The 18,124-nt window shown below is 60.9% G+C and carries 15 protein-coding genes and 1 riboswitch; of the genes, 2 read left to right on the forward strand and 13 right to left on the reverse strand.

The window, feature by feature from the left end; genetic code table 11:
• Positions 1-113 precede the first annotated feature (113 nt).
• The 12 genes from FOI68_RS02820 to FOI68_RS02875 all read right to left on the reverse strand — a co-directional run bounded on the left by FOI68_RS02820 (position 114) and on the right by FOI68_RS02875 (position 13,749).
• Entirely contained in the window at positions 114-1,355 is a 1,242-nt protein-coding gene (locus tag FOI68_RS02820; RefSeq protein WP_029097595.1) for an aspartate kinase, read from the reverse strand.
• 234 nt (positions 1,356-1,589) lie between these two features.
• A riboswitch (Lysine riboswitch) is annotated at positions 1,590-1,776 on the reverse strand.
• Positions 1,777-1,857: 81 nt separating this feature from the next.
• Positions 1,858-3,639, reverse strand: coding sequence for an excinuclease ABC subunit UvrC (uvrC, locus tag FOI68_RS02825; protein ID WP_035300440.1), 1,782 nt, complete (start codon positions 3,637-3,639; stop codon positions 1,858-1,860).
• Between the two features lie 204 nt (positions 3,640-3,843).
• Entirely contained in the window at positions 3,844-4,161 is a 318-nt protein-coding gene (gene trxA / locus FOI68_RS02830) for a thioredoxin (protein ID WP_029097597.1), read from the reverse strand.
• Positions 4,162-4,298: 137 nt separating this feature from the next.
• Positions 4,299-4,607, reverse strand: coding sequence for a hypothetical protein (locus FOI68_RS02835; protein ID WP_029097598.1), 309 nt, complete (start codon positions 4,605-4,607; stop codon positions 4,299-4,301).
• A 169-nt stretch (positions 4,608-4,776) separates the two neighbouring features.
• Positions 4,777-5,736 (reverse strand): electron transfer flavoprotein subunit alpha/FixB family protein, encoded by a 960-nt coding sequence (locus FOI68_RS02840; RefSeq protein ID WP_044897491.1) that lies wholly within the window; start codon positions 5,734-5,736, stop codon positions 4,777-4,779.
• Between the two features lie 20 nt (positions 5,737-5,756).
• On the reverse strand, positions 5,757-6,524 hold the full coding sequence (locus tag FOI68_RS02845) for an electron transfer flavoprotein subunit beta/FixA family protein (RefSeq protein WP_029097600.1): 768 nt from the start codon (positions 6,522-6,524) through the stop codon (positions 5,757-5,759).
• A gap of 39 nt (positions 6,525-6,563) precedes the next feature.
• Positions 6,564-7,337 (reverse strand): enoyl-CoA hydratase, encoded by a 774-nt coding sequence (locus tag FOI68_RS02850; protein ID WP_143862265.1) that lies wholly within the window; start codon positions 7,335-7,337, stop codon positions 6,564-6,566.
• A 114-nt stretch (positions 7,338-7,451) separates the two neighbouring features.
• Positions 7,452-8,039: a fatty acid metabolism transcriptional regulator FadR gene (locus FOI68_RS02855; RefSeq protein ID WP_029097602.1), complete on the reverse strand. Its 588-nt coding sequence runs from the start codon at positions 8,037-8,039 to the stop codon at positions 7,452-7,454.
• A 302-nt stretch (positions 8,040-8,341) separates the two neighbouring features.
• Positions 8,342-10,042: a long-chain-fatty-acid--CoA ligase gene (locus FOI68_RS02860; protein WP_029097603.1), complete on the reverse strand. Its 1,701-nt coding sequence runs from the start codon at positions 10,040-10,042 to the stop codon at positions 8,342-8,344.
• 426 nt (positions 10,043-10,468) lie between these two features.
• Complete coding sequence (locus FOI68_RS02865; protein WP_143862266.1) at positions 10,469-11,458, reverse strand: LCP family protein; 990 nt, start codon at positions 11,456-11,458, stop codon at positions 10,469-10,471.
• A 111-nt stretch (positions 11,459-11,569) separates the two neighbouring features.
• Positions 11,570-12,745: a thiolase family protein gene (locus FOI68_RS02870; protein WP_143862267.1), complete on the reverse strand. Its 1,176-nt coding sequence runs from the start codon at positions 12,743-12,745 to the stop codon at positions 11,570-11,572.
• 77 nt (positions 12,746-12,822) lie between these two features.
• Positions 12,823-13,749 (reverse strand): 50S ribosomal protein L11 methyltransferase, encoded by a 927-nt coding sequence (locus FOI68_RS02875; RefSeq protein WP_035300448.1) that lies wholly within the window; start codon positions 13,747-13,749, stop codon positions 12,823-12,825.
• A 309-nt stretch (positions 13,750-14,058) separates the two neighbouring features.
• Here FOI68_RS02875 and csaB point away from each other — a divergent pair, with 309 nt between their 5' ends.
• Both csaB and FOI68_RS02885 read left to right on the forward strand, forming a co-directional pair.
• Positions 14,059-15,162, forward strand: coding sequence for a polysaccharide pyruvyl transferase CsaB (csaB, locus tag FOI68_RS02880; protein ID WP_029097608.1), 1,104 nt, complete (start codon positions 14,059-14,061; stop codon positions 15,160-15,162).
• A gap of 63 nt (positions 15,163-15,225) precedes the next feature.
• Positions 15,226-16,083 carry a class I SAM-dependent methyltransferase gene (locus FOI68_RS02885; protein WP_255433338.1) on the forward strand — a complete coding sequence of 286 codons (858 nt, stop codon included), beginning with the start codon at positions 15,226-15,228 and terminating at the stop codon, positions 16,081-16,083.
• Between the two features lie 160 nt (positions 16,084-16,243).
• On the opposite strand, the gene FOI68_RS02890 is transcribed toward FOI68_RS02885, so the two are convergent.
• Positions 16,244-17,875, reverse strand: coding sequence for a putative polysaccharide biosynthesis protein (locus tag FOI68_RS02890; protein ID WP_143862269.1), 1,632 nt, complete (start codon positions 17,873-17,875; stop codon positions 16,244-16,246).
• Positions 17,876-18,124 lie beyond the last annotated feature (249 nt).

Genomic DNA, 18,124 nt, shown 5'->3' on the forward strand with positions numbered 1-18,124 from the left:
CCGCCGCAAAAAGTTCCCCCGTAAAAAATCCTCCTGTAAAAAATCCCCCTTTTTCCGCGGCGAAAAAAAGGGGGGAGGCAGCATGTGGCGTCGCTATTGGTTTGTCAGCCGGGTTACACCCCGTGCACGACCGCTGTTTCCGCCACGTCGAGGCCGTATGCGGTGTGCAGGCTGCGCACGGCCCGCTCGGTGTGTTCCGCCGGGATGACGCAGGACACCTTGATGTCGGACGTGGAGACCATTTTGATCGTGATCTCCTGCTCGGCCAGCACGCGGAACATCTCGGCGGCCACGCCCGGATTGTGTACCATGCCGGCTCCGACAATCGAGACCTTGGACAGGCCCTCTTCGTACTCCACTTTTTCAAAGCCGAGCTGATCCCGGTGGGCGTTCAGCGTGTCGAGCGTCTTTTTCAGGTCGCTCCCCGCCACCGTGAAGGAAATGTTGGTCACGGCCGCGTCGTACGAGCTTTGGATGATGATGTCCACGTTCACCTGGTGATCCGCCAGCGTGTTGAACAGACGGGACAGCGTGCCCACGCGCGCGGGCATTCCCACAACCGTCACCTTTGCGACGTCTTCGTCGTGGGCGACGCCGCTTACTACTCTTCCTGTTTCCATATGCGCAACCTCCTCTACGTACGTGCCTTCTTCTGTCGTAAAGCTGGAGCGGACGACCAGCCGGACCTTGTGGGTCTTGGCCGCCTCCACCGAGCGCGGATGCAGCACGCCCGCCCCCAGGTTGGCCAGTTCCAGCATCTCGTCATAGGAAATGCTGTCCAGCTTGCTCGCCGTCGGAACCACACGCGGGTCGGCGGTGTAGACGCCGGCCACGTCTGTGAAAATTTCGCATTTGTCCGCGTTGAGGCTGGCTGCCAGCGCCACCGCGGACGTGTCCGAACCGCCGCGGCCCAGCGTGGTGATCTCGCCCGCTTCGCTGACTCCCTGGAATCCAGCCACGATGACGACCCGGCCGCGCGCCAGCTCCTTCCGAATCCGTTCCGTCTCGATATGGGTGATCCGCGCCTTGCCGTGGATCGATTCGGTCGTCACTCCCGCCTGCCAGCCCGTCAGGGAAATGGCGTCATACCCTTTTTGGTGCAGCGCCATCGCCAAAAGCGCAATCGACACCTGCTCGCCTGTCGCCAGCAGCATGTCCATCTCCCGCTCCGACGGGTAGGGGGAAATCTGTTTGGCCATGTCCACCAGCACGTCCGTGGACTTGCCCATCGCCGACACGACGACGACCATGTCGTGTCCCGCTTCCTTATATTGTATAATCCGGTCCGCTACTTTCATAATCCGTTCGATGGTACCTACGGAGGTGCCTCCGTATTTATGCACGATCAACCCCATGCGGCTTCTCTCCCTTTTCCTATTCAACATGATTTCTCGTTTGATTCTTCTCTGTCAGGCCATCTTCGTTCCATTTCCTGTTGGAACATGCCGTTTTTCTCACTCTTGCAAAAAAGGCAGCGACGAGGATACACCTGTCACTGCCTGCCAGTTCGACATACCGGTTCCTCCTTCCCTTGACCACGTGAACAGTTGAGCATGACGGAACACACCCTGTTCCATCCTCAACCGACATCGTGAGATAGCTCTCCATCCGGCAACGGGTGATTGCGCGGATGACAGTCCTGCGCTTGTTCAACGCAGGCCCAGCACGGAGGAAGCGGGCCTTTCTCCGTACTTCGGCGAATTCCCCTTTCCCGTACCCGTCACAGATGCCCGATCTCAGGGAGGTACTCATGGTTTTCGCGCCTCTACCTCACTCCAAACGGGAAGTGAGGCTTGTTATGCTGTTTGTATGGGATTATACCATGAAGCCGCCTCGGGTTCAACGACCTTTTTGGCGTTACGTTTCCATCTGCCGAAGATGGCGGATAATCTCGCGGGCCAGCTTGTCGCCGATACCGATCTGCCGGAAGTCCTCCACCGTCGCTTCTCGCATCTTTTTCAGCGAGCCAAAATGCTGGAACAACAGCTTGCGCCGCTTTTCGCCGACACCGGGAATCTCGTCCAGCCGGGACGAGAGCATCGTCCTGCTGCGCGCCTGCCGGTGAAACGTGATGGCAAAGCGGTGCACCTCGTCCTGGATCCGCTGCAGCAGGTAAAACTCGTAGCTGTCCCGGCGAAGCTCCACCGGTTCCGGCGGATCGCCGTAGAGCAGTTGGGCCGTCCGGTGCTTTTCGTCCTTGGCCAGGCCGCAGACGGGGATGTAGAGCCCCAGCTCGTTTTCCAGCACGTCCATCGCCGCGCTGATCTGCCCTTTGCCGCCGTCGATGACGATCAGGTCGGGCAGCGGCTGGTTTTCCTTCAGCAGGCGGGTGTAGCGGCGGCGGATCACTTCCCGCATCGCCCCGTAGTCGTCCGGCCCCTCGACGCTTTTGATCTTGAATTTGCGGTACTCTTTCTTGTCCGGCCGGCCGTCGGTAAAGACGACCATCGCGGACACCGGTTCCGTGCCCTGAATGTTGGAGTTGTCAAACGCCTCGATGCGGTGCGGCGTGCCAATTCCGAGCACGTGCCCCAGATTGTGCACCGCCTGGATCGTCCGTGCATCGTCCTTGGACATCAGCGCAAATTTTTCCTGCAGGGCAATCCGCGCGTTTTCGGAGGCCATCTGCACCAGTTCCCGCTTTTTGCCCCGCTTGGGCGCGTACACCTTGACGCCCAGCCACTCCGCCAACAGCTCCGGCTCGCTCTGCTCCGGCAGCAAAATTTCCTTGGGCAGTGCGTTCTGCTTGTCGTAGTAAAACTGGGTGACGTAGGACATAAAGTCCTCCGCCTCGTCGCCGTAGTACGGAAACGACGTCGTCTCCCGCTCGATCATCTTCCCCTGCCGCATGTAGAAAATCTGGACGCACATCCAGCCCTTGTCGACGGCAAAGCCGATGATGTCACGGTCCACCGTGTCGGTAAAGGTCACCTTCTGCTTCTCCATCACGGCTTCGATGCTGCGGATCTGGTCGCGAAGCTCCTTGGCCCGCTCAAACTCCATGTTTTCCGCCGCCTGCAGCATCTTTTCCGTCAGCTCCCGCTTCACCTCCTCGTGGCCGCCGTCGAGAAAGCGGCAGATCTCTTCCACCAGCCGCTGGTTCTCTTCCGCGGGCACCTCATGGACGCAGGGAGCCAGGCACTGCCCCAGATGGTAGTACAGACAGACCTGCTTCGGCAGCGTTTTGCACTTGCGCAGCGGGTAGAGGCGGTCCAGCAGCTTCTTTACCTCGGATGCCGCCCCCGCGTTGGCGTAGGGACCAAAATAACGCGCCTTGTCCTTGACCACCTTGCGGGTGATTTCCAGGCGCGGATGTTTTTCGTTGGTGATCTTGATGTACGGATAGGTTTTGTCGTCCTTCAGCATCACGTTGTAGCGCGGATTGTGCTGCTTGATCAGGTTGCACTCCAAAATCAGCGCTTCGATCGCCGAGGAGACGACGATGTATTCAAAGTCGGCAATTTCGCTGACCAACAACTGCGTCTTGCCGTCGTGACTGCCCGTAAAGTAGGAACGGACGCGGTTCTTCAGCACCTTTGCCTTGCCCACGTAGATGATGTCTCCGTCCTTGTTTTTCATCAGGTAGCAGCCCGGCTTCTCCGGCAGGACGGCCAGCTTGTCTTTCAAGGAGCTGTTCACGGCTGCCCCCTCCTTTCTTCATGTCCGGCCCATCGGCCCTTCCCGCACGGGCGGGAATGTACGTTCCGTCCCCATGTTACCACGTTTTTCGGCGAAACACGACTGTTTCTCGCTGGCACAAAAAAATCAGCATCCGCGCAGTGCGAATGCTGATGACGGACCCTGCCCGGCTTAAGCGGCCAGGCAGGTGTTGATCCGTTTTCCTTACAGGTGTTTGCCCAGCGTGCCCATCAGCGCTTCCTTCGGTTGGAAGCCGATTACCTTGTCGACCGGCTGACCGTCTTTAAACACGATCAGCGTCGGGATGGACATCACGCCGAAGCGGCCGGCGGATTCCGGATTCTCGTCCACGTTTACTTTAACGATTTTCAGCTTGGTCCCCACTTCGCTGTCGATCTGCTCCAGCACCGGCGAGATCATTTTGCAGGGGCCGCACCACGGAGCCCAGAAGTCAACCAGGACAGTGCCGCCTTGCTCCACTTCCTGGGAAAAGGTTTGATCGGTTGCATGTACAATTGCCATGGTATCGTTACCTCCTTCTATTCGGTACGCCAAAAGGTTCCATACGCCCTACAGTATATCATTCTCCACCGGAAATGACTACGGCGGACGACACTTTGCCGCGCTTTCCACGTTAGTCTGTCCGGAATCGCCGCACTCTATTGCCCCATGTGCTTCAGCCGGTTGATCTCCCGTTCGTGGTCGCACACTTTGCGGTGCATGAGGTCAAAATCGGATTCCAGCAGTTGATGATGCCGTTCCAGGCGGTCAAAGCGGCGGTTGGTTTCGTCGCGAAACGCGTACATGTCGTCGCGAAACACATACATCTCCTCGCGAAACGTGTACATCTCCTCGCGAAACGCGTACATTTCACGTTTGAACTCGCGCAGCTCCTCGACCGATTCCTTGACGATGCGGTTGTTTTCCGCCACCATGTGGATCAACTGCCGCAGCAGTTCCTCACTCATTCCGACCACTCTCCCTTTTCCTTGTTATTATAGCGGACAGGACAAGCGTACGACAGCGGGGGCGGACAAAAAAACGGTGCGCAGCCATACCGCGACCGCCGCTTGGCGCACCGCTCCCGGGACAGCAAAAACGGCGCCCCGTACAGGGCGCCGCAGCCGTGCCGCTCGATTACACGAGCACTTTTTTGAATTCGGCCGTGAGCAGCGGAACCACTTCAAACAAATCGCCGACAATGCCGTAGTCCGCCACCTGGAAGATGGGAGCTTCCGGGTCCTTGTTGATGGCGACGATCACTTTGGAGTTGGACATGCCTGCCAGGTGCTGGATCGCCCCGGAGATGCCGCACGCGATGTACAGGTCGGGTGTGACCACCTTCCCTGTCTGGCCGATCTGCATGGAGTAGTCGCAGTAGTCGGCATCGCACGCGCCGCGGGACGCGCCCACAGCCGCACCGAGTACCTCCGCCAGTTCGTAGAGCGGTTTGAAGCCGTCCGCGCTCTTGACGCCGCGTCCGCCGGAGACGATGATCTTGGCCTCGGAGAGATCCACTTTGCCGCTCGTTTTGCGGACCACTTCCTTGACGATGGAGCGCAGATCCTTGATCTCCACGTCAAACGGCACCACCGTGGCCGTTTTGCCGGTGTCAGGCGCTGCGGCGGGGATGTTGTTGGGCCGGATCGTGATCATGATCGCGCCGTCGGTAAACGTCCGTTTTTGGAACGCCTTGCCCGCGTAGATCGGCCGGGTAAAGACCGGACCGGCCTCCAGACCCGTCACGTCGGAGATCAGGCCGTACCCGAGACGGGCGGCCACTCGCGGCGCCACGTCGCGGCCGATCGCCGTGTGACCCAGCACCACCGCGTCGGGAGAGACGAAGTCGATCAACTGTTTCAGCGCTTGGGCGTACGCGTCCGGCGTATACTGCGCCAGCGCGGCATGATCCGCCACGTAGACCGTACCGGCGCCGTGATGTCCCAGGACCGCCGCATGCGCGCCGCTGTCCGGTCCGAACAGGGCGGCCACCACTTCGCCGCCTTCCGCCAACACGTGCGCGGCGGCCAGCGCTTCCAGGGACACGTTGCGCAGTTGACCGTCGCGCGTTTCTGCCAATACCAGTACCTTTTTCATCAGGATCCTCTCCCTCTCGCTTAGATCACTTTTGCTTCGTTACGCAACAATTGGACCAATTCGGACACTTGCGCCGCCAAGTCGCCGGAGAGAATGCGGCCCGCCTGCTTCTTCGGAGGCAGGGACTGGTCGACGATGACGGTCTTCGCCTGCACGTCCTGGGCGGACAGGCCGAGATCGTCCGCGGAGAGGCGATCCAACGGTTTTTTCTTGGCTTTCATGATCCCCGGGAGGGACGGGTAACGCGGTTCGTTCAGCCCCTGCTGGGCGGTGATCAGCACCGGCAGGCTGGTTTCCACCACTTCCAGATCCCCTTCGACGTCGCGTTCCACGCGCACCTGGGTGCCGTTGATCTCCAGTTTGACGGCGGTGGAGACGTGGTTGATGCCCAGCTCTTCGGCCAGACGGGGCCCGCCTTGTCCAGCGCCGGAGTCGACGGCCATCTGTCCGCCGAGGATGATGTCGTATCCCACTTTGCGGGCGACGGCAGCCAGCACCTTGGCCGTCGTGTACTCGTCTCCGAACAGGGATTCGTCGTTCACCAGAACCGCCTTGTCCGCTCCCATCGCCAGCGCGGTGCGGAGCGCGTTTTCCGCCCGGTCCGGACCGATGGAGACGACGGTCACTTCGCCGCCGTGCTCCTCCTTCAGCTTGATCGCCTCTTCCACCGCGTACTCGTCGTACGGGTTGATGATGAATTCCACGCCGTCTTCCGAGATTTTGCCATCCTGGATGACGATTTTTTCTTCCGTGTCAAACGTCTGCTTCATGACAACCAAAATGTTCATGGGATTCCCTCCTTCTAGGTGGCGCGATTCCGATACCGGCTAGCGGTCGGCAAACTGCGGCCTGCGCTTTTCCAGAAACGCGGCGACGCCTTCCTTGACGTCCTCCGAAGCGAACGCTTCGCCGAACAGTTCGGCTTCGCGCTGCATGCCTTCCGCCTTGCCGAGCACCGTCCCGGCGTGCACCGCCTCCAGTGCCAGCCGCAGGGCGACGGCGCTTTTTTGGGCGATGGCGCCGGCCAGCTTTTTCGCTTCGTCCAGGAGCTGGTCCAGCGGATGGACCGCTTCCACCAGCCCGATGCGCAGCGCCTCTTCGCCGCCGATCATTTCGGAGGTGAGGATCATCTGCGTCGCCTTGCCCCGGCCCACCAGGCGCGGCAGCCGCTGCGTGCCCCCGTATCCGGGGATGATGCCCAGGTTGAGCTCGGGCAATCCCAGCTTGGCTTCGGGCGCCGCCAGCCGAATGTGGCAGGCCATCGCCAGTTCCAGACCGCCGCCCAGGCACGCCCCGTTGATCGCGGCAATGATCGGTTTCGGGAAGGTTTCCAGACGCTCAAACAATTGCTGACCGGCTTTCGCCAGCGCTTCCGCATCCGCGGACATCAGTTGGGTAAACTCCTTGATATCCGCCCCGGCGATGAAAAAACGGCCTTCGCCGGTCAAGACGATCGCTTTTACCTGGCCGTCCCGTTCCAGCTCGTCCAGAAGCGCTGCCAGCTCCGTCAGCGCCGCCTGGCTCAGCGCGTTGGCCGGCGGACGGTTGATGGTGACGACGGCGACGCGGTCTTCCTTTTGCACATGCCAATACGAATACATCCCTCTCCCCCCTGCTTACGTCGAGTCATGAAGCATCCGCCATCTGAACGAACGCTCAGTCTTTACGTTTTTATTGTAACAAACGGAATCTTGCAAAAAAAGCGTTTTCTTTTGTCATTTTCCCTTCATACCGTACAGGAAGAGGTTATGAATGGGGTCAACATGGGAGACAAGATCGTACTTGCATTGTTTCATGACCCAGGACGTCGTCACTTCGTCCAGCGTGCCAAAAATCATTTTCCGCGCCACGCGGACATCGATGTCCGGGCGGAACACGCCTTTCTCCATGCCTTCGCGGATCACGTCGTCAATCAGGTTGAAGTACTGCTTCATCACGGCGCCGATGCCCTCGCTGATTTCCGGATTGGACTGGCGCAGCTCGATCTGCGTCACTTTTGCCAGTTCCGGGTCTTGGGCCAACTGGCTCAAATGGGTGTGGACCAGGACGTACAGTTTTTGCTCGACCGACTCCGCTTCGGCGATGCGTCCCCGGCAGGTTTCGATAAAGGTTCCCATCTTTTCGTTGAACAGGGAAATGAGAATGTCATCCTTGTTCTCAAAGTAGAGGTAGATGGTGCCGTCCGCTACCTTCGCCTCTTTCGCAATTTTGGAAACCTGGGCGCTGTGATAGCCCTGACGAGCGATGACGCGAACAGCCGCATCAATAATGGCTTGATATTTCTCCCCCGTTTTTTTCGCCATACGTACCTCCACGTTTGCTTCGACTAGATGTTGAAATGAATGATCGTTCATTCATGTGTAAAGTGTAATACAGGTTCCAGCCTCTGTCAATCCCTCGTCCGCCCGGGCCAAAAGCGAACGGCAGGTGGTCTGCCCGGAGAAGTCCCTCACGAAAAAGCCGGTCCGATCGAAGCCGTACGCCCGTCCGACAAGAAAAAGGCCGCTCCCGATCAGGAGGGCGGTTCGGGACAGCATTCACGGTCGACGGGATGGTCCCGACGCGGCAGTTGCCGCCTGTTTTTCCTCGCGTTTCCGGATGGCCTTCAGCTCGTCTTCACCTGGTCTTCGGCGGCGCTCCGTTTCTTTTCCTCCTCCAGCAGTTGGCGGCGCAGTACCTTGCCCACCATCGTCTTGGGCAGTTCTTTCCGGAACTCGTACATCCGCGGAATCTTGTAGGCGGCCAGGCGCTGGCGGCAGTGACGCTCCAGCTCTTCCTCGCTCACCTGCGCTCCTTCCTTCAGCACGATAAACGCCTTGACCGTCTCGCCCCGGTAGGGGTCCGGCACGCCGATAACGGCCGCTTCCTGGACGGCGGGATGCTCAAACAGCACTTCTTCCACCTCACGCGGGTAGATGTTGTATCCGCCGGCGATGATCATGTCCTTCTTGCGGTCGACGACGTAAAAGTATCCGTCTGCGTCCATGTAGCCCATATCTCCGGTCAGCAGCCACCCGTCCCTCAGGACGGCCGCCGTTTCTTCCGGCCGGTTCCAGTATCCGAGCATCACCTGCGGCCCTTTGACCGCCAGCTCCCCAATCTCTCCCTGGGGCAGCTCTTCCCCGGTCGACGGGTCAACGATGCGGCAGTCGGTGTCCGGCCAGGGCAGGCCGATGCTGCCGCTGATCCGCTTTCCCCAGATCGGATTGGAGTGGGTGACGGGAGACGCTTCCGTCAGGCCGTACCCTTCCACCAGCCTGCCGCCGGTCAGTTCTTCAAACCTGCGCTGGACCTCCACGGGCAGCGGTGCGGAGCCGCTGACGCAGGCGGCAATGGAGGACAAGTCGTATTTGGGCAAGTCAGGGTGGTTGATCAGTCCGATGTACATCGTGGGTGCGCCGGGAAACAGGGTGGGTTTGGTCTTGTCGATCAGTTTGAGGATTTGCTTGACGTTGAATTTGGGGACGAGAATGATTTCCGCCGCGATGGAAATGCCCTTGTTCATCACCGTGGTCATTCCGTAGACGTGGAACAGCGGCAGGGCGGCGAGGATCCGTTCCCGCCCTCTGACGAACTTGTACATGACAGCCTGGCACTGCAGCGCGTTGGCGACGAGGTTGCGGTGCGTCAGCATGACGCCCTTGGCCAGGCCGGTGGTGCCGCCGGTATACTGCAGAAGCGCGATGTCCTTTTCCGGGTCAACCTCAGGTGTGACAGGATTGATAGCGCTTTCTTTCAGCACGGAAAGAAAAGGCTCAACATCACCGCCGTAGGTTATCTGCGGATGGTGGCCCTGCTTCTTCTGCACCAGCGGATACAGCATCTTTTTGAAAAAGGGAAGAAAATCCCCCACACTCGTAATCATCAGGCGTTTCAGCGGGGTGGAGGCCTTCACGGCCGCAACGCGGCTGTACAACAGGTCCAATGTGATGATCGTCTCGGCTCCCGAGTCGTTCAACTGGTGAATCAGTTCCCGTTCCGTGTAAAGCGGGTTCGTCATGACCACCGTCGCTCCGGCCATCAGCGAGCCGTAGTAGCCGATGACTGCCTGGGGGGAGTTGGGCAGCATGACGGCGACGCGGTCCCCTTTTTTCACGCCGCGCTTGATCAGCGCGTTGGCGAACTGATACGACATCGCCAAGAGCTCCCGGTAGGTGATCCGCCTGCCCATGAAGTACAGCGCAGGATGATCGGGAAACTCGGCGGCCGCCTGTTCCAGAAAATGCGTCAGCGGAACACGGGGGTATTCCAGTGACGGTGCGGTCTCGGGCGGGTAACTGGCAATCCAAGGCTTGGCGTTTGACATGGGCAAATTCCCTCCAATCCCTTATTGGCCTTACCTCTCCCGTACGATCCACATTCATAACCTCTTCCTGCTTCCATTCTAGTCGAAAGATAATTAATTTTCCAACGAAAAATACACAAACCTGACCATTTTTTTGCAGGAAATGGCAGCCGCCTGTCCGGGGCGGGATGGGGGTGCCGTTCTTGCTGGCGACGGGCTTTTTGCGACGGGCTTTTTGCGACGGCCGTCCGGGGGCGTCGCGGGCTTGTCCGGCCGTTGATCTCCTCGCGTCTACGCCTGGCGGGCGGGCATGGTTGACGGGCGGGCATGGCGGACCGGCCTCCCGCCAAGAGGCCTGCCGCTCCGGAAAAGCGGCCGCGGAATCTCCCGCTCCAACCAGCGCCGTGCAGGGGGCCAGTGCCCGTGGTCAAGGGGCAATTTCCGTGGTCAAGGGGCCAGCGCCTCCATCAGCAGTTGGCGGACGCGGGACCGCTCCTCTTTTGGCACCAGATGGTACCAGCCGAGGACGCCGTTGTGCCAGATCCGCTCGTCCGCCCCCGTGAGCGTGTCCGTCTGCACCGTATTGGGCTCGGGGTCGCCGTACGCCAGCAGGAGGGAGGCGATCTCCTGGTCGGTCAGATCGGTCTTGACGTGGCTGCCGAGAATGTCCATCAGCGAAAACGCCTTGACCAGCGTCTGCGCCGACGTGCCCTTGTCGGCCAGGGCCCGGACGATCTCCTGCTGCCGGGCGATCCGTTGGTAGTCGCTGTCTTCCCGCCCCAGATCGCTTTTGCGGTAGCGGGCGTAATCGAGCGCCTGTTCGCCGCTCAGCGTCTGCAGTCCCGGCTTCAGGTCGATGTGGGTGTCGTCGCTCGGATCGGTGTACTTCATCCGTTTTTTCACCTCGATCTGCACCCCGCCCAGCTCGTCCACCACCTGCCGGAATCCTTCGAAGTCGATCGTCACGTAGCGGTCGATCTTGAGGTTGAAAAAGCGCTCCAGCGACTGTTTGACCAGCTTGGGGCCGCCGTAGGCCATGGCGTGGTTCAGCTTGTCGTAGCCTGTTCCGGGCAGTTCCATGTAGCTGTCCCTGGGGATGGAGACGAGATGCACCCGCTGCTTGGCGGGATGCACGGCCGCCAGCATCATCGTGTCCGAGCGGGCCTGCTCCCCGTCCCGGCTGTCCGTCCCGATGACGAGCAGGAGAAACGGTTTGAGCGTTTTGGCCTGGGCCAAAAGCGCGCCGGGCAGCCGTTCCCCCGTCTGCTCCAAAGGCGCTCCCGTTTCCGCCTCGAGCGGGGCGTACCATTCCCGGGTCATCCGCTTGTAGTGGTAGGCGGCAAAGGAGACCGCCACCAATAAGCCGATCGCCACGAGGGCCGCCCCGTACCGGGCGATCCGCTTTCCGTATCTGCGCAAATAAGACAACATGTTCATGAACGAGACCTCCCTTTGACGAACAGGACCCCATCTCTGCTGCGGCATCGATGGGGTCCTGCTTCCATTGTTGACCGGGGAGGCCTCGTTTAAACCTGTACGCCGGCCGCTTCAGCCCCTTTCCACGACCATCGCCATGCCCATTCCGCCTCCGACGCAGAGCGTGGCCAGCCCGCGCTTGACCTGGCGGCGCTTCATTTCGTGCAGAAGCGTGACGACGATGCGGCAGCCCGTGGAGCCGACCGGATGGCCGAGCGAGATGCCGCTGCCGTTGACGTTGGTGATGTCGCGCGGCAGCTCCAGCAGCTTTTCCACCGCCAGATACTGGGCGGCGAACGCTTCGTTTACTTCGATCAGATCGATGTCGGCCAGCGTCAGGCCCGCTTTGGCCAGCGCCTTTTTCACCGCCGGCACCGGTCCGTATCCCATCAGATCGGGCTCCACCCCGGCCCAGGCGTACGAGACGATCCTGCCCAGCGGAGTGATGCCCAGCTCCCGCGCCCGGCTCTCCTTCATCAGCACGACCGCCGACGCCCCGTCGTTCAACCCGGAGGAGTTGCCCGCCGTCACGGTCCCGTTTTCGCGGAAGCCGGGCTTCAGCCTGGCCAGGCCCTCCAGCGTGACGTCGCGGCGGGGATGTTCGTCCGTCTCCACCATTACCGTCTCTCCCCGCTTTGTTACCGGAACGGGAATGATTTCCTCGCGAAACAGGCCGCTGTCGATGGCCCGCACCGCGTTTTGCTGGCTGCGCAGGGCGATTTCATCCTGTTCGGCGCGGCTGATGCTGTAGCGCTCCGCCAGCCGTTCCGCCGTTTCCCCCATCAGGATGCCGTGATGGGGATCGGTCAGGAGTTCCCACATCGCGTCGGTCATCTCCCCGTGGGTGAGGCGTTTGCCCCAGCGGGCGTTTTTCAGAACGTACGGCGCGTTGCTCATGCTCTCCACGCCGCCGGCGATCACCACCTCGCTCTCCTCCAGCAGAAGCTGCGCGGCCCCGCTGGCGATCGCCTGCATGCCGGAGGCGCACTGGCGCTGCACGGTAAAACCGGTCACCCGGTTGCCGAGCCCGGCGTCAAGGGCTGCCACGCGGGCAATGTTGGCTTCGTCAGTCCGCTGGATGCAGTTGCCGAGGATCACTTCATCAATCAGCGACGGATCCACTCCCGATTTGGCGATGACGCCGCGGATCACCGTTTCCGCCAGTTTGCGAGCGCTTACATCTTTCAGAACGCCGCCGAACGTGCCGATCGGCGTGCGTCCGGCTGCGGCAATGACGACTTGTTCCATGCCGGTTTCCTCCTCCGTGTTCGTTTCTCCCATTGTGACACAGGTCCGATCCGGCGTAAATCGTTCCCGTACCATCTCTACTCCCGGACGTCCCTCATCATGACCGTCACCCACTCGTCACTGTGCCGCTCCGCCACCGGGGCGAATCCGGCCTGTTCGTAAGCGGTCAGCACCTTGCCGCGATTCCACTGCACGATCCCGGAAAGGATCACCGTTCCCCCCGGAGCGATCCGCTCCCGCACCAGCGGCAGCATCGCCACGTCTTCGTCACCGCCGATATTGACGAGGATGAGATCCGCCTCCCGGGGCAGCCGCTCCTGTACGTCCGGATCCAGCGCGTCGCCCATCACGATTTCCACCGCTTCCTCCGACAGGTCGTTGTTGGCCAGGTTTACCCGGATCTGGTATTCGCTTTGCGGATTGAGATCCACCGCCCAGACCGGCTGCCGGGCCCCGTTTTTGACGCAGAACAGCGACAGGATGCCGGAACCGGCGCCGATGTCCAGCACTCGTTTGCCGGCGGGAGGCCGCTCCTGCAGCATCAGCAGGATGTCCTGGGTGGTGCCGTGGTAGCCGGTGCCAAACGCCGCGCCGGGATCGATCCAGAGCACGTGCCTGGCTTGGGCCAGCGCTTCCGGCGGGGTCCACGTGGGCGCAATCCACCAGTCGCCCACCTGCACCTCGCGGAATGTCTCCTTCCACGATTCGTTCTCCTCCGCCACCGTCTCCACCTCCTGCAGGCGGACCTTCTCCCCCCAGCGGCTGAGATAGTCCCGCAGCCGCTCCGCATGCTCGGCTTCGCTGTCCCTGAGCGGCTCAAACAGGTAGGCGATCACCGGGCCGTCCGTCTTTTCCGCGTAATCGTAGCCGTTTTCCGTCGTCAGCACCTCGATCTGCGGCTCCACCCAGCCGAGCGTGTAGGCGCTCGCCAGCACCTCGCTGACAAACGCGTCTTCCGCATCCCGCTCTACCAGCAGGATGTACTTCAGCCATGTTTGTTCCATCGTCTGCCTGCCCCTTTCTCCCATTTGATCCTCTGAATGGATGGCGAGGATGTGCGCTTGCATGGTATGATAGTAGAATGGATGAAAACCCGTTTTGGAGGCTTGCCATGTTTGACGAATTTTTTTACCGGCGGCGCAAGAACAAGGGGATGCTGGTCCTGATGATCGCCCTGATGCTCATGGGGGCCGGTCTGTTCGCCCTGGGCTTCCTCTATTTGTTCTAGGGTTGCTTTACTTCCCCGCATTTACTCGATTATACTTGAGAATGTGTTTTTCCTGTACGTTTGATATAGAAAGAAGGTTCACTCCATGTCGCGTATTCTCATCTCCGGGTACTACGGCTTTAACAATGCCGGAGACGATGTGGTCCTGTATGGCATCATCAGCGCGCTGCGTCGGGAACAACCGAATATGTCCCTGGCCGTGTTGTCCAACCAGCCGGAGCGAACGACGGCCCTGTTTGGCATTCCGGCGTACAACCGCTGGAGCCTGCCGACCATCGTGCGCGAGTTGATGCGAAGCGACATGCTGGTGATGGGCGGCGGAACACTGATGCAGGACGTGACCAGTCCGCGCAGCGTGCTTTACTACCTGGGGATCGTCTCGATCGCCAAGCTGCTGGGCAAACCGGTCGTGTTTTACGCCCAGGGGTTTGGTCCCGTCCAGAAGCCGATCAGCCGCCTGTTGATCAAGCGGGTGGTGAACCGGGTAGACGTGATCACCGTGCGCGACTTTGAATCAGGCGAAGATTTCAAGGCGTGCGGAGTGAGCAAGGCGCCGGTCTACGTGACGGCCGATCCGGCGCTGACCATTTCGCCGGACGACGTGTCCGACGAGCGGGGGCGCCAGCTTTTGGCGGACAAGTTTGCCGACCTGTCCAAGCCGCTGGTCGCCATCTCGGTCCGCGACTGGAAACAGGAGCAGCGGTTCAAGCAGGCCATCGCCCGGGCGGCCGACCTGTTTGCCGAGCGGGGATGGAACGTGCTGTTTCTGCCGATGCACTACCCCAGCGACCTGGCTCCCTCCCGCGACATCATCGGGATGATGCGGCAGCCGGGGGCGCAGCTCCTGGACGAGCCGGTCACCTTTCACGACATCATGTCCGTGCTGAAACAGTGCGAGTACGTGCTGGGCATGCGGCTGCACTCCCTGATTCTCGCCTGCATGCTGCAGACGCCGTTTACCGGCATCTCCTACGACCCGAAAATCGACCGGTTTGTCGAGCGGGCCGGCATGCCAAGCGCCGGCCATATCACCCGTCTGGACGAATCGGCGCTCCTTGCCCTCTTGAACGAGCGGCTGGCCAACCTGGAGCGGGAAAAGCGCGTGATTGCCGAACGCTCGCGGCTGCTCGCCCAGGAAGCCGCCAAAAGCAGCGAACTGGTGCTTCAGGCGCTGCGCCGCAAAACGTAAGCGGACGGCCGGACGGAGCGCCCGCAGGGGGAGGGCTCCCTGCAACGCGGACGAAAGGAGGACGTGCAGATGTCCGTTTCTTCCCAGCTTCTGATACGTTTGAACAAGCTGTTTCCGCTTCCCGTTCACCCGTTCAACCTGGCGAACGACGGGACGATGAGCTACACCGAGTGGCAGTTCCAAAAAGGGGACCAGACGATCCAGTTTTTCCTCTCCTATCATTCGCAGGAGCAGATGTTCCGCGACAAGACGGTCCTGGACATCGGCTGCGGCGGCGGAGGCAAAACCTGCTACTACGCCACATTCGGTCCCAAGCAGATGATCGGCATTGACATCGTGCCCCATTACGCCGAGGAGGGAAACGCCTTCGCCCGCGAAAAAGGGCTGGCGGACCGGGTCGCGTTCATGACCGCGGACTCGGCCGAACTGCCGTTTGACGACAACACGTTCGACACGATCATCATGAACGACGCGATGGAGCACGTCGACCGGCCGGAGCAGACGCTGGACGAATGCTTCCGCGTGCTGAAGCCGGGCGGCCACTTGTACATCAACTTTCCGCCCTACTACCACCCGTACGGCGCCCATCTCTCCGACGCCATCGGGATTCCCTGGGTGCACGCGTTTTTCTCCGAGCAGGCGCTGATCGACGCCTACAAGCAGTTGGTCCGCCACCTGCCTGACGGCGAGGAGCGGATCTCCTTCCGCTTCGGTCAGGGGCCGGACGGCAAAGAGACCATTTCCTACATCAACCGGATGACGATCAAGCGCTTTCGCCGCATCCAGGAGGGCGTCCCCCATCCGGTTGTCTACCAGCGGGAAGTGCCGCTGCGACCGGTCGTCTCCGGACTGGCCAAGCTGCCGTTCCTGCGCGAGTTTTTCGTCAAGATGGTAGTCTGTGTCTATCAAAAGCAAGCATAGCTGACCGCCAAGCGTGAAGCCGTCCCGGATTACGGGGCGGCTTTTTTGCCGGGGACAGGGCCGCGCCGGTCCGATCCATCGAACAGACGAAAAGGGCTGTGCCGTAATCGGAGGTGTTCCGTTTACGGTACAGCCCTTGTTTGATGCCGACAGGCCGAGGTCAGCGGAAATCGGTCGGCGACTCTTTCCGGCGCAGCAGGTTCATCAGGCCGCGCAGCCGGTTGCCTCCGGGCAGCCACTCCAGCTCTTTTTCGTCGATCAGCGGAATGGCGAGCAGCATGCCCAGGTAGACGAGCATCCCCGTCCCGACCCCGATCACCGTTTCCGCCGCGCCCACCAGACGGGCTTTCCCATGCAGCAGGAAGTCGACCGCCTCCGTCGCGCCCCAGGCCAATACCAGCATCAGGTTGGCGACGAGCAGCGGATACAGCGTGTCAAAGCGCCACTGGAACTCCACCTTCACCAGCCGGTTGATCGCCCGCATGTTCAAGGCGCAGACCAGGGCGGTGGCGCACAGCCAGGATACGGACAGCCCGTCCATGCCCATCAGGGAGGTGAACAGGATCGTCGTCCCGATCTTGGCCAGCACGCCCCACAAGAGGTGCAGCGCCGGCACTTTTTCCCGGCCCAGCCCCTGCAGAATGCCGTTGGTGGCCAACAGCAGGGAAAGCGGAATGGCGCTGACGCCCAAAATCGCCATCGCCCGGGTCCCCTCCACGTCGCCGTACAGCGCCAGGTTGGCCCCTTCGGCCACGGCGGTCAATCCCAGACCCGCCGGCAGGCCGATCAGCCAGGCAAAGCGCAGGGAGAGCTTGGTCAGCGTGGTGACCCGCTCCTCGTCACGCTGCTGCCGCGCTTCGGCGATGGCGGGAACGATCGACAGGGCGATGGACGAGCCGAACAGGCTGGCCAACTGCAGGAGCGGGCCCCCACGGCTGTAGATGCCGAACCAGGTGTCGGCGGTCAGCCCGTCCACATGCCAGACGTAGCGGAAGATGTTGATCGCCAAAAACGAGTCGACGAGACTGAAGATCGGAATGACCAGCGCGCTGATGCAGATCGGCCAGGCGATGCGCCACATCGACAGGAAAAAGGCGCGGTCGTACCACCAGTCCAGCCGCTTCCACCCGCCCGCGGTCGCGAACGGCTGCTTGCGGTTGTGCCGCCACAGCAGGAAGGCGAGAAAGCCGAGGCTCAAAAACGTGCTGATCATCGTCCCGAAGTTGACGCCCGTGATCACCTGATCCGTATCCTCGCCCAGCGAGACGAGATAGAGCGAGGCGATCAGGATAAAGGCCACCCTCAGCGTCTGCTCCACGATCTGGGAGAGGCCGACGTAGAGCATTTTTTGATGCCCGTAGAAGAAGCCCCGGATCACCGCGATCAAGGGAACGAACAGCAGCGACAGCGAAATGGCCCGAATCGGTTCGATCAGATGCGGATTGCCCATCATCCGGGCGATCAGGGGAGAACTCAGGTAGAGCAGGGCAAACAGGACGATCCCGATCCCGCCCATCAGCACCATGCTGCGAGCGAGAATCTGGCTGATCGCGCCCTGCTTTCCTTCCGCCAGCGCTTCGGCGATCACCCGGGAGAGGGCCACGGGGACGCCGGCTGTCGCCAGAATCAAGAAAGTGAGGTAGAGCGGGTATACCTCCTGATAGAGACCGAGCCCGTTGTCCCCCACGATTTCCTGCAGGGGGATGCGGTAAAACATCCCGATTACCTTGGACAAAATCCCGGCCACGGCGAGGATTAACGCCCCGGCGAGGAAATGACTTTTTTTGGCCATGGGAAACTCCTTTGCAACAGTGTCAAATCGAATCGTGTACCGCACAGCCGGTTTTCTTCGGAGGACGGCGGCCGTTTGCTTCGCACAAACGACAAAACGGACCACGTCCGGCAAACCCGCTGCCGTCCCTCGCGAATAAACCCGCTGTGAATCCTCTCTCTATCCTACTAGGAAACCTCCCATCCGGCAAACAGGTATAGGGTCCCGATCCGGCAGTCATACTAATGGGAAAAGATTCCAAACATTGTT

The sequence above is a fragment of the Brevibacillus sp. LEMMJ03 genome (genome assembly GCF_007197875.1).
Classification (GTDB): Bacteria; Bacillota; Bacilli; order Brevibacillales; family Brevibacillaceae; genus Brevibacillus; species Brevibacillus thermoruber.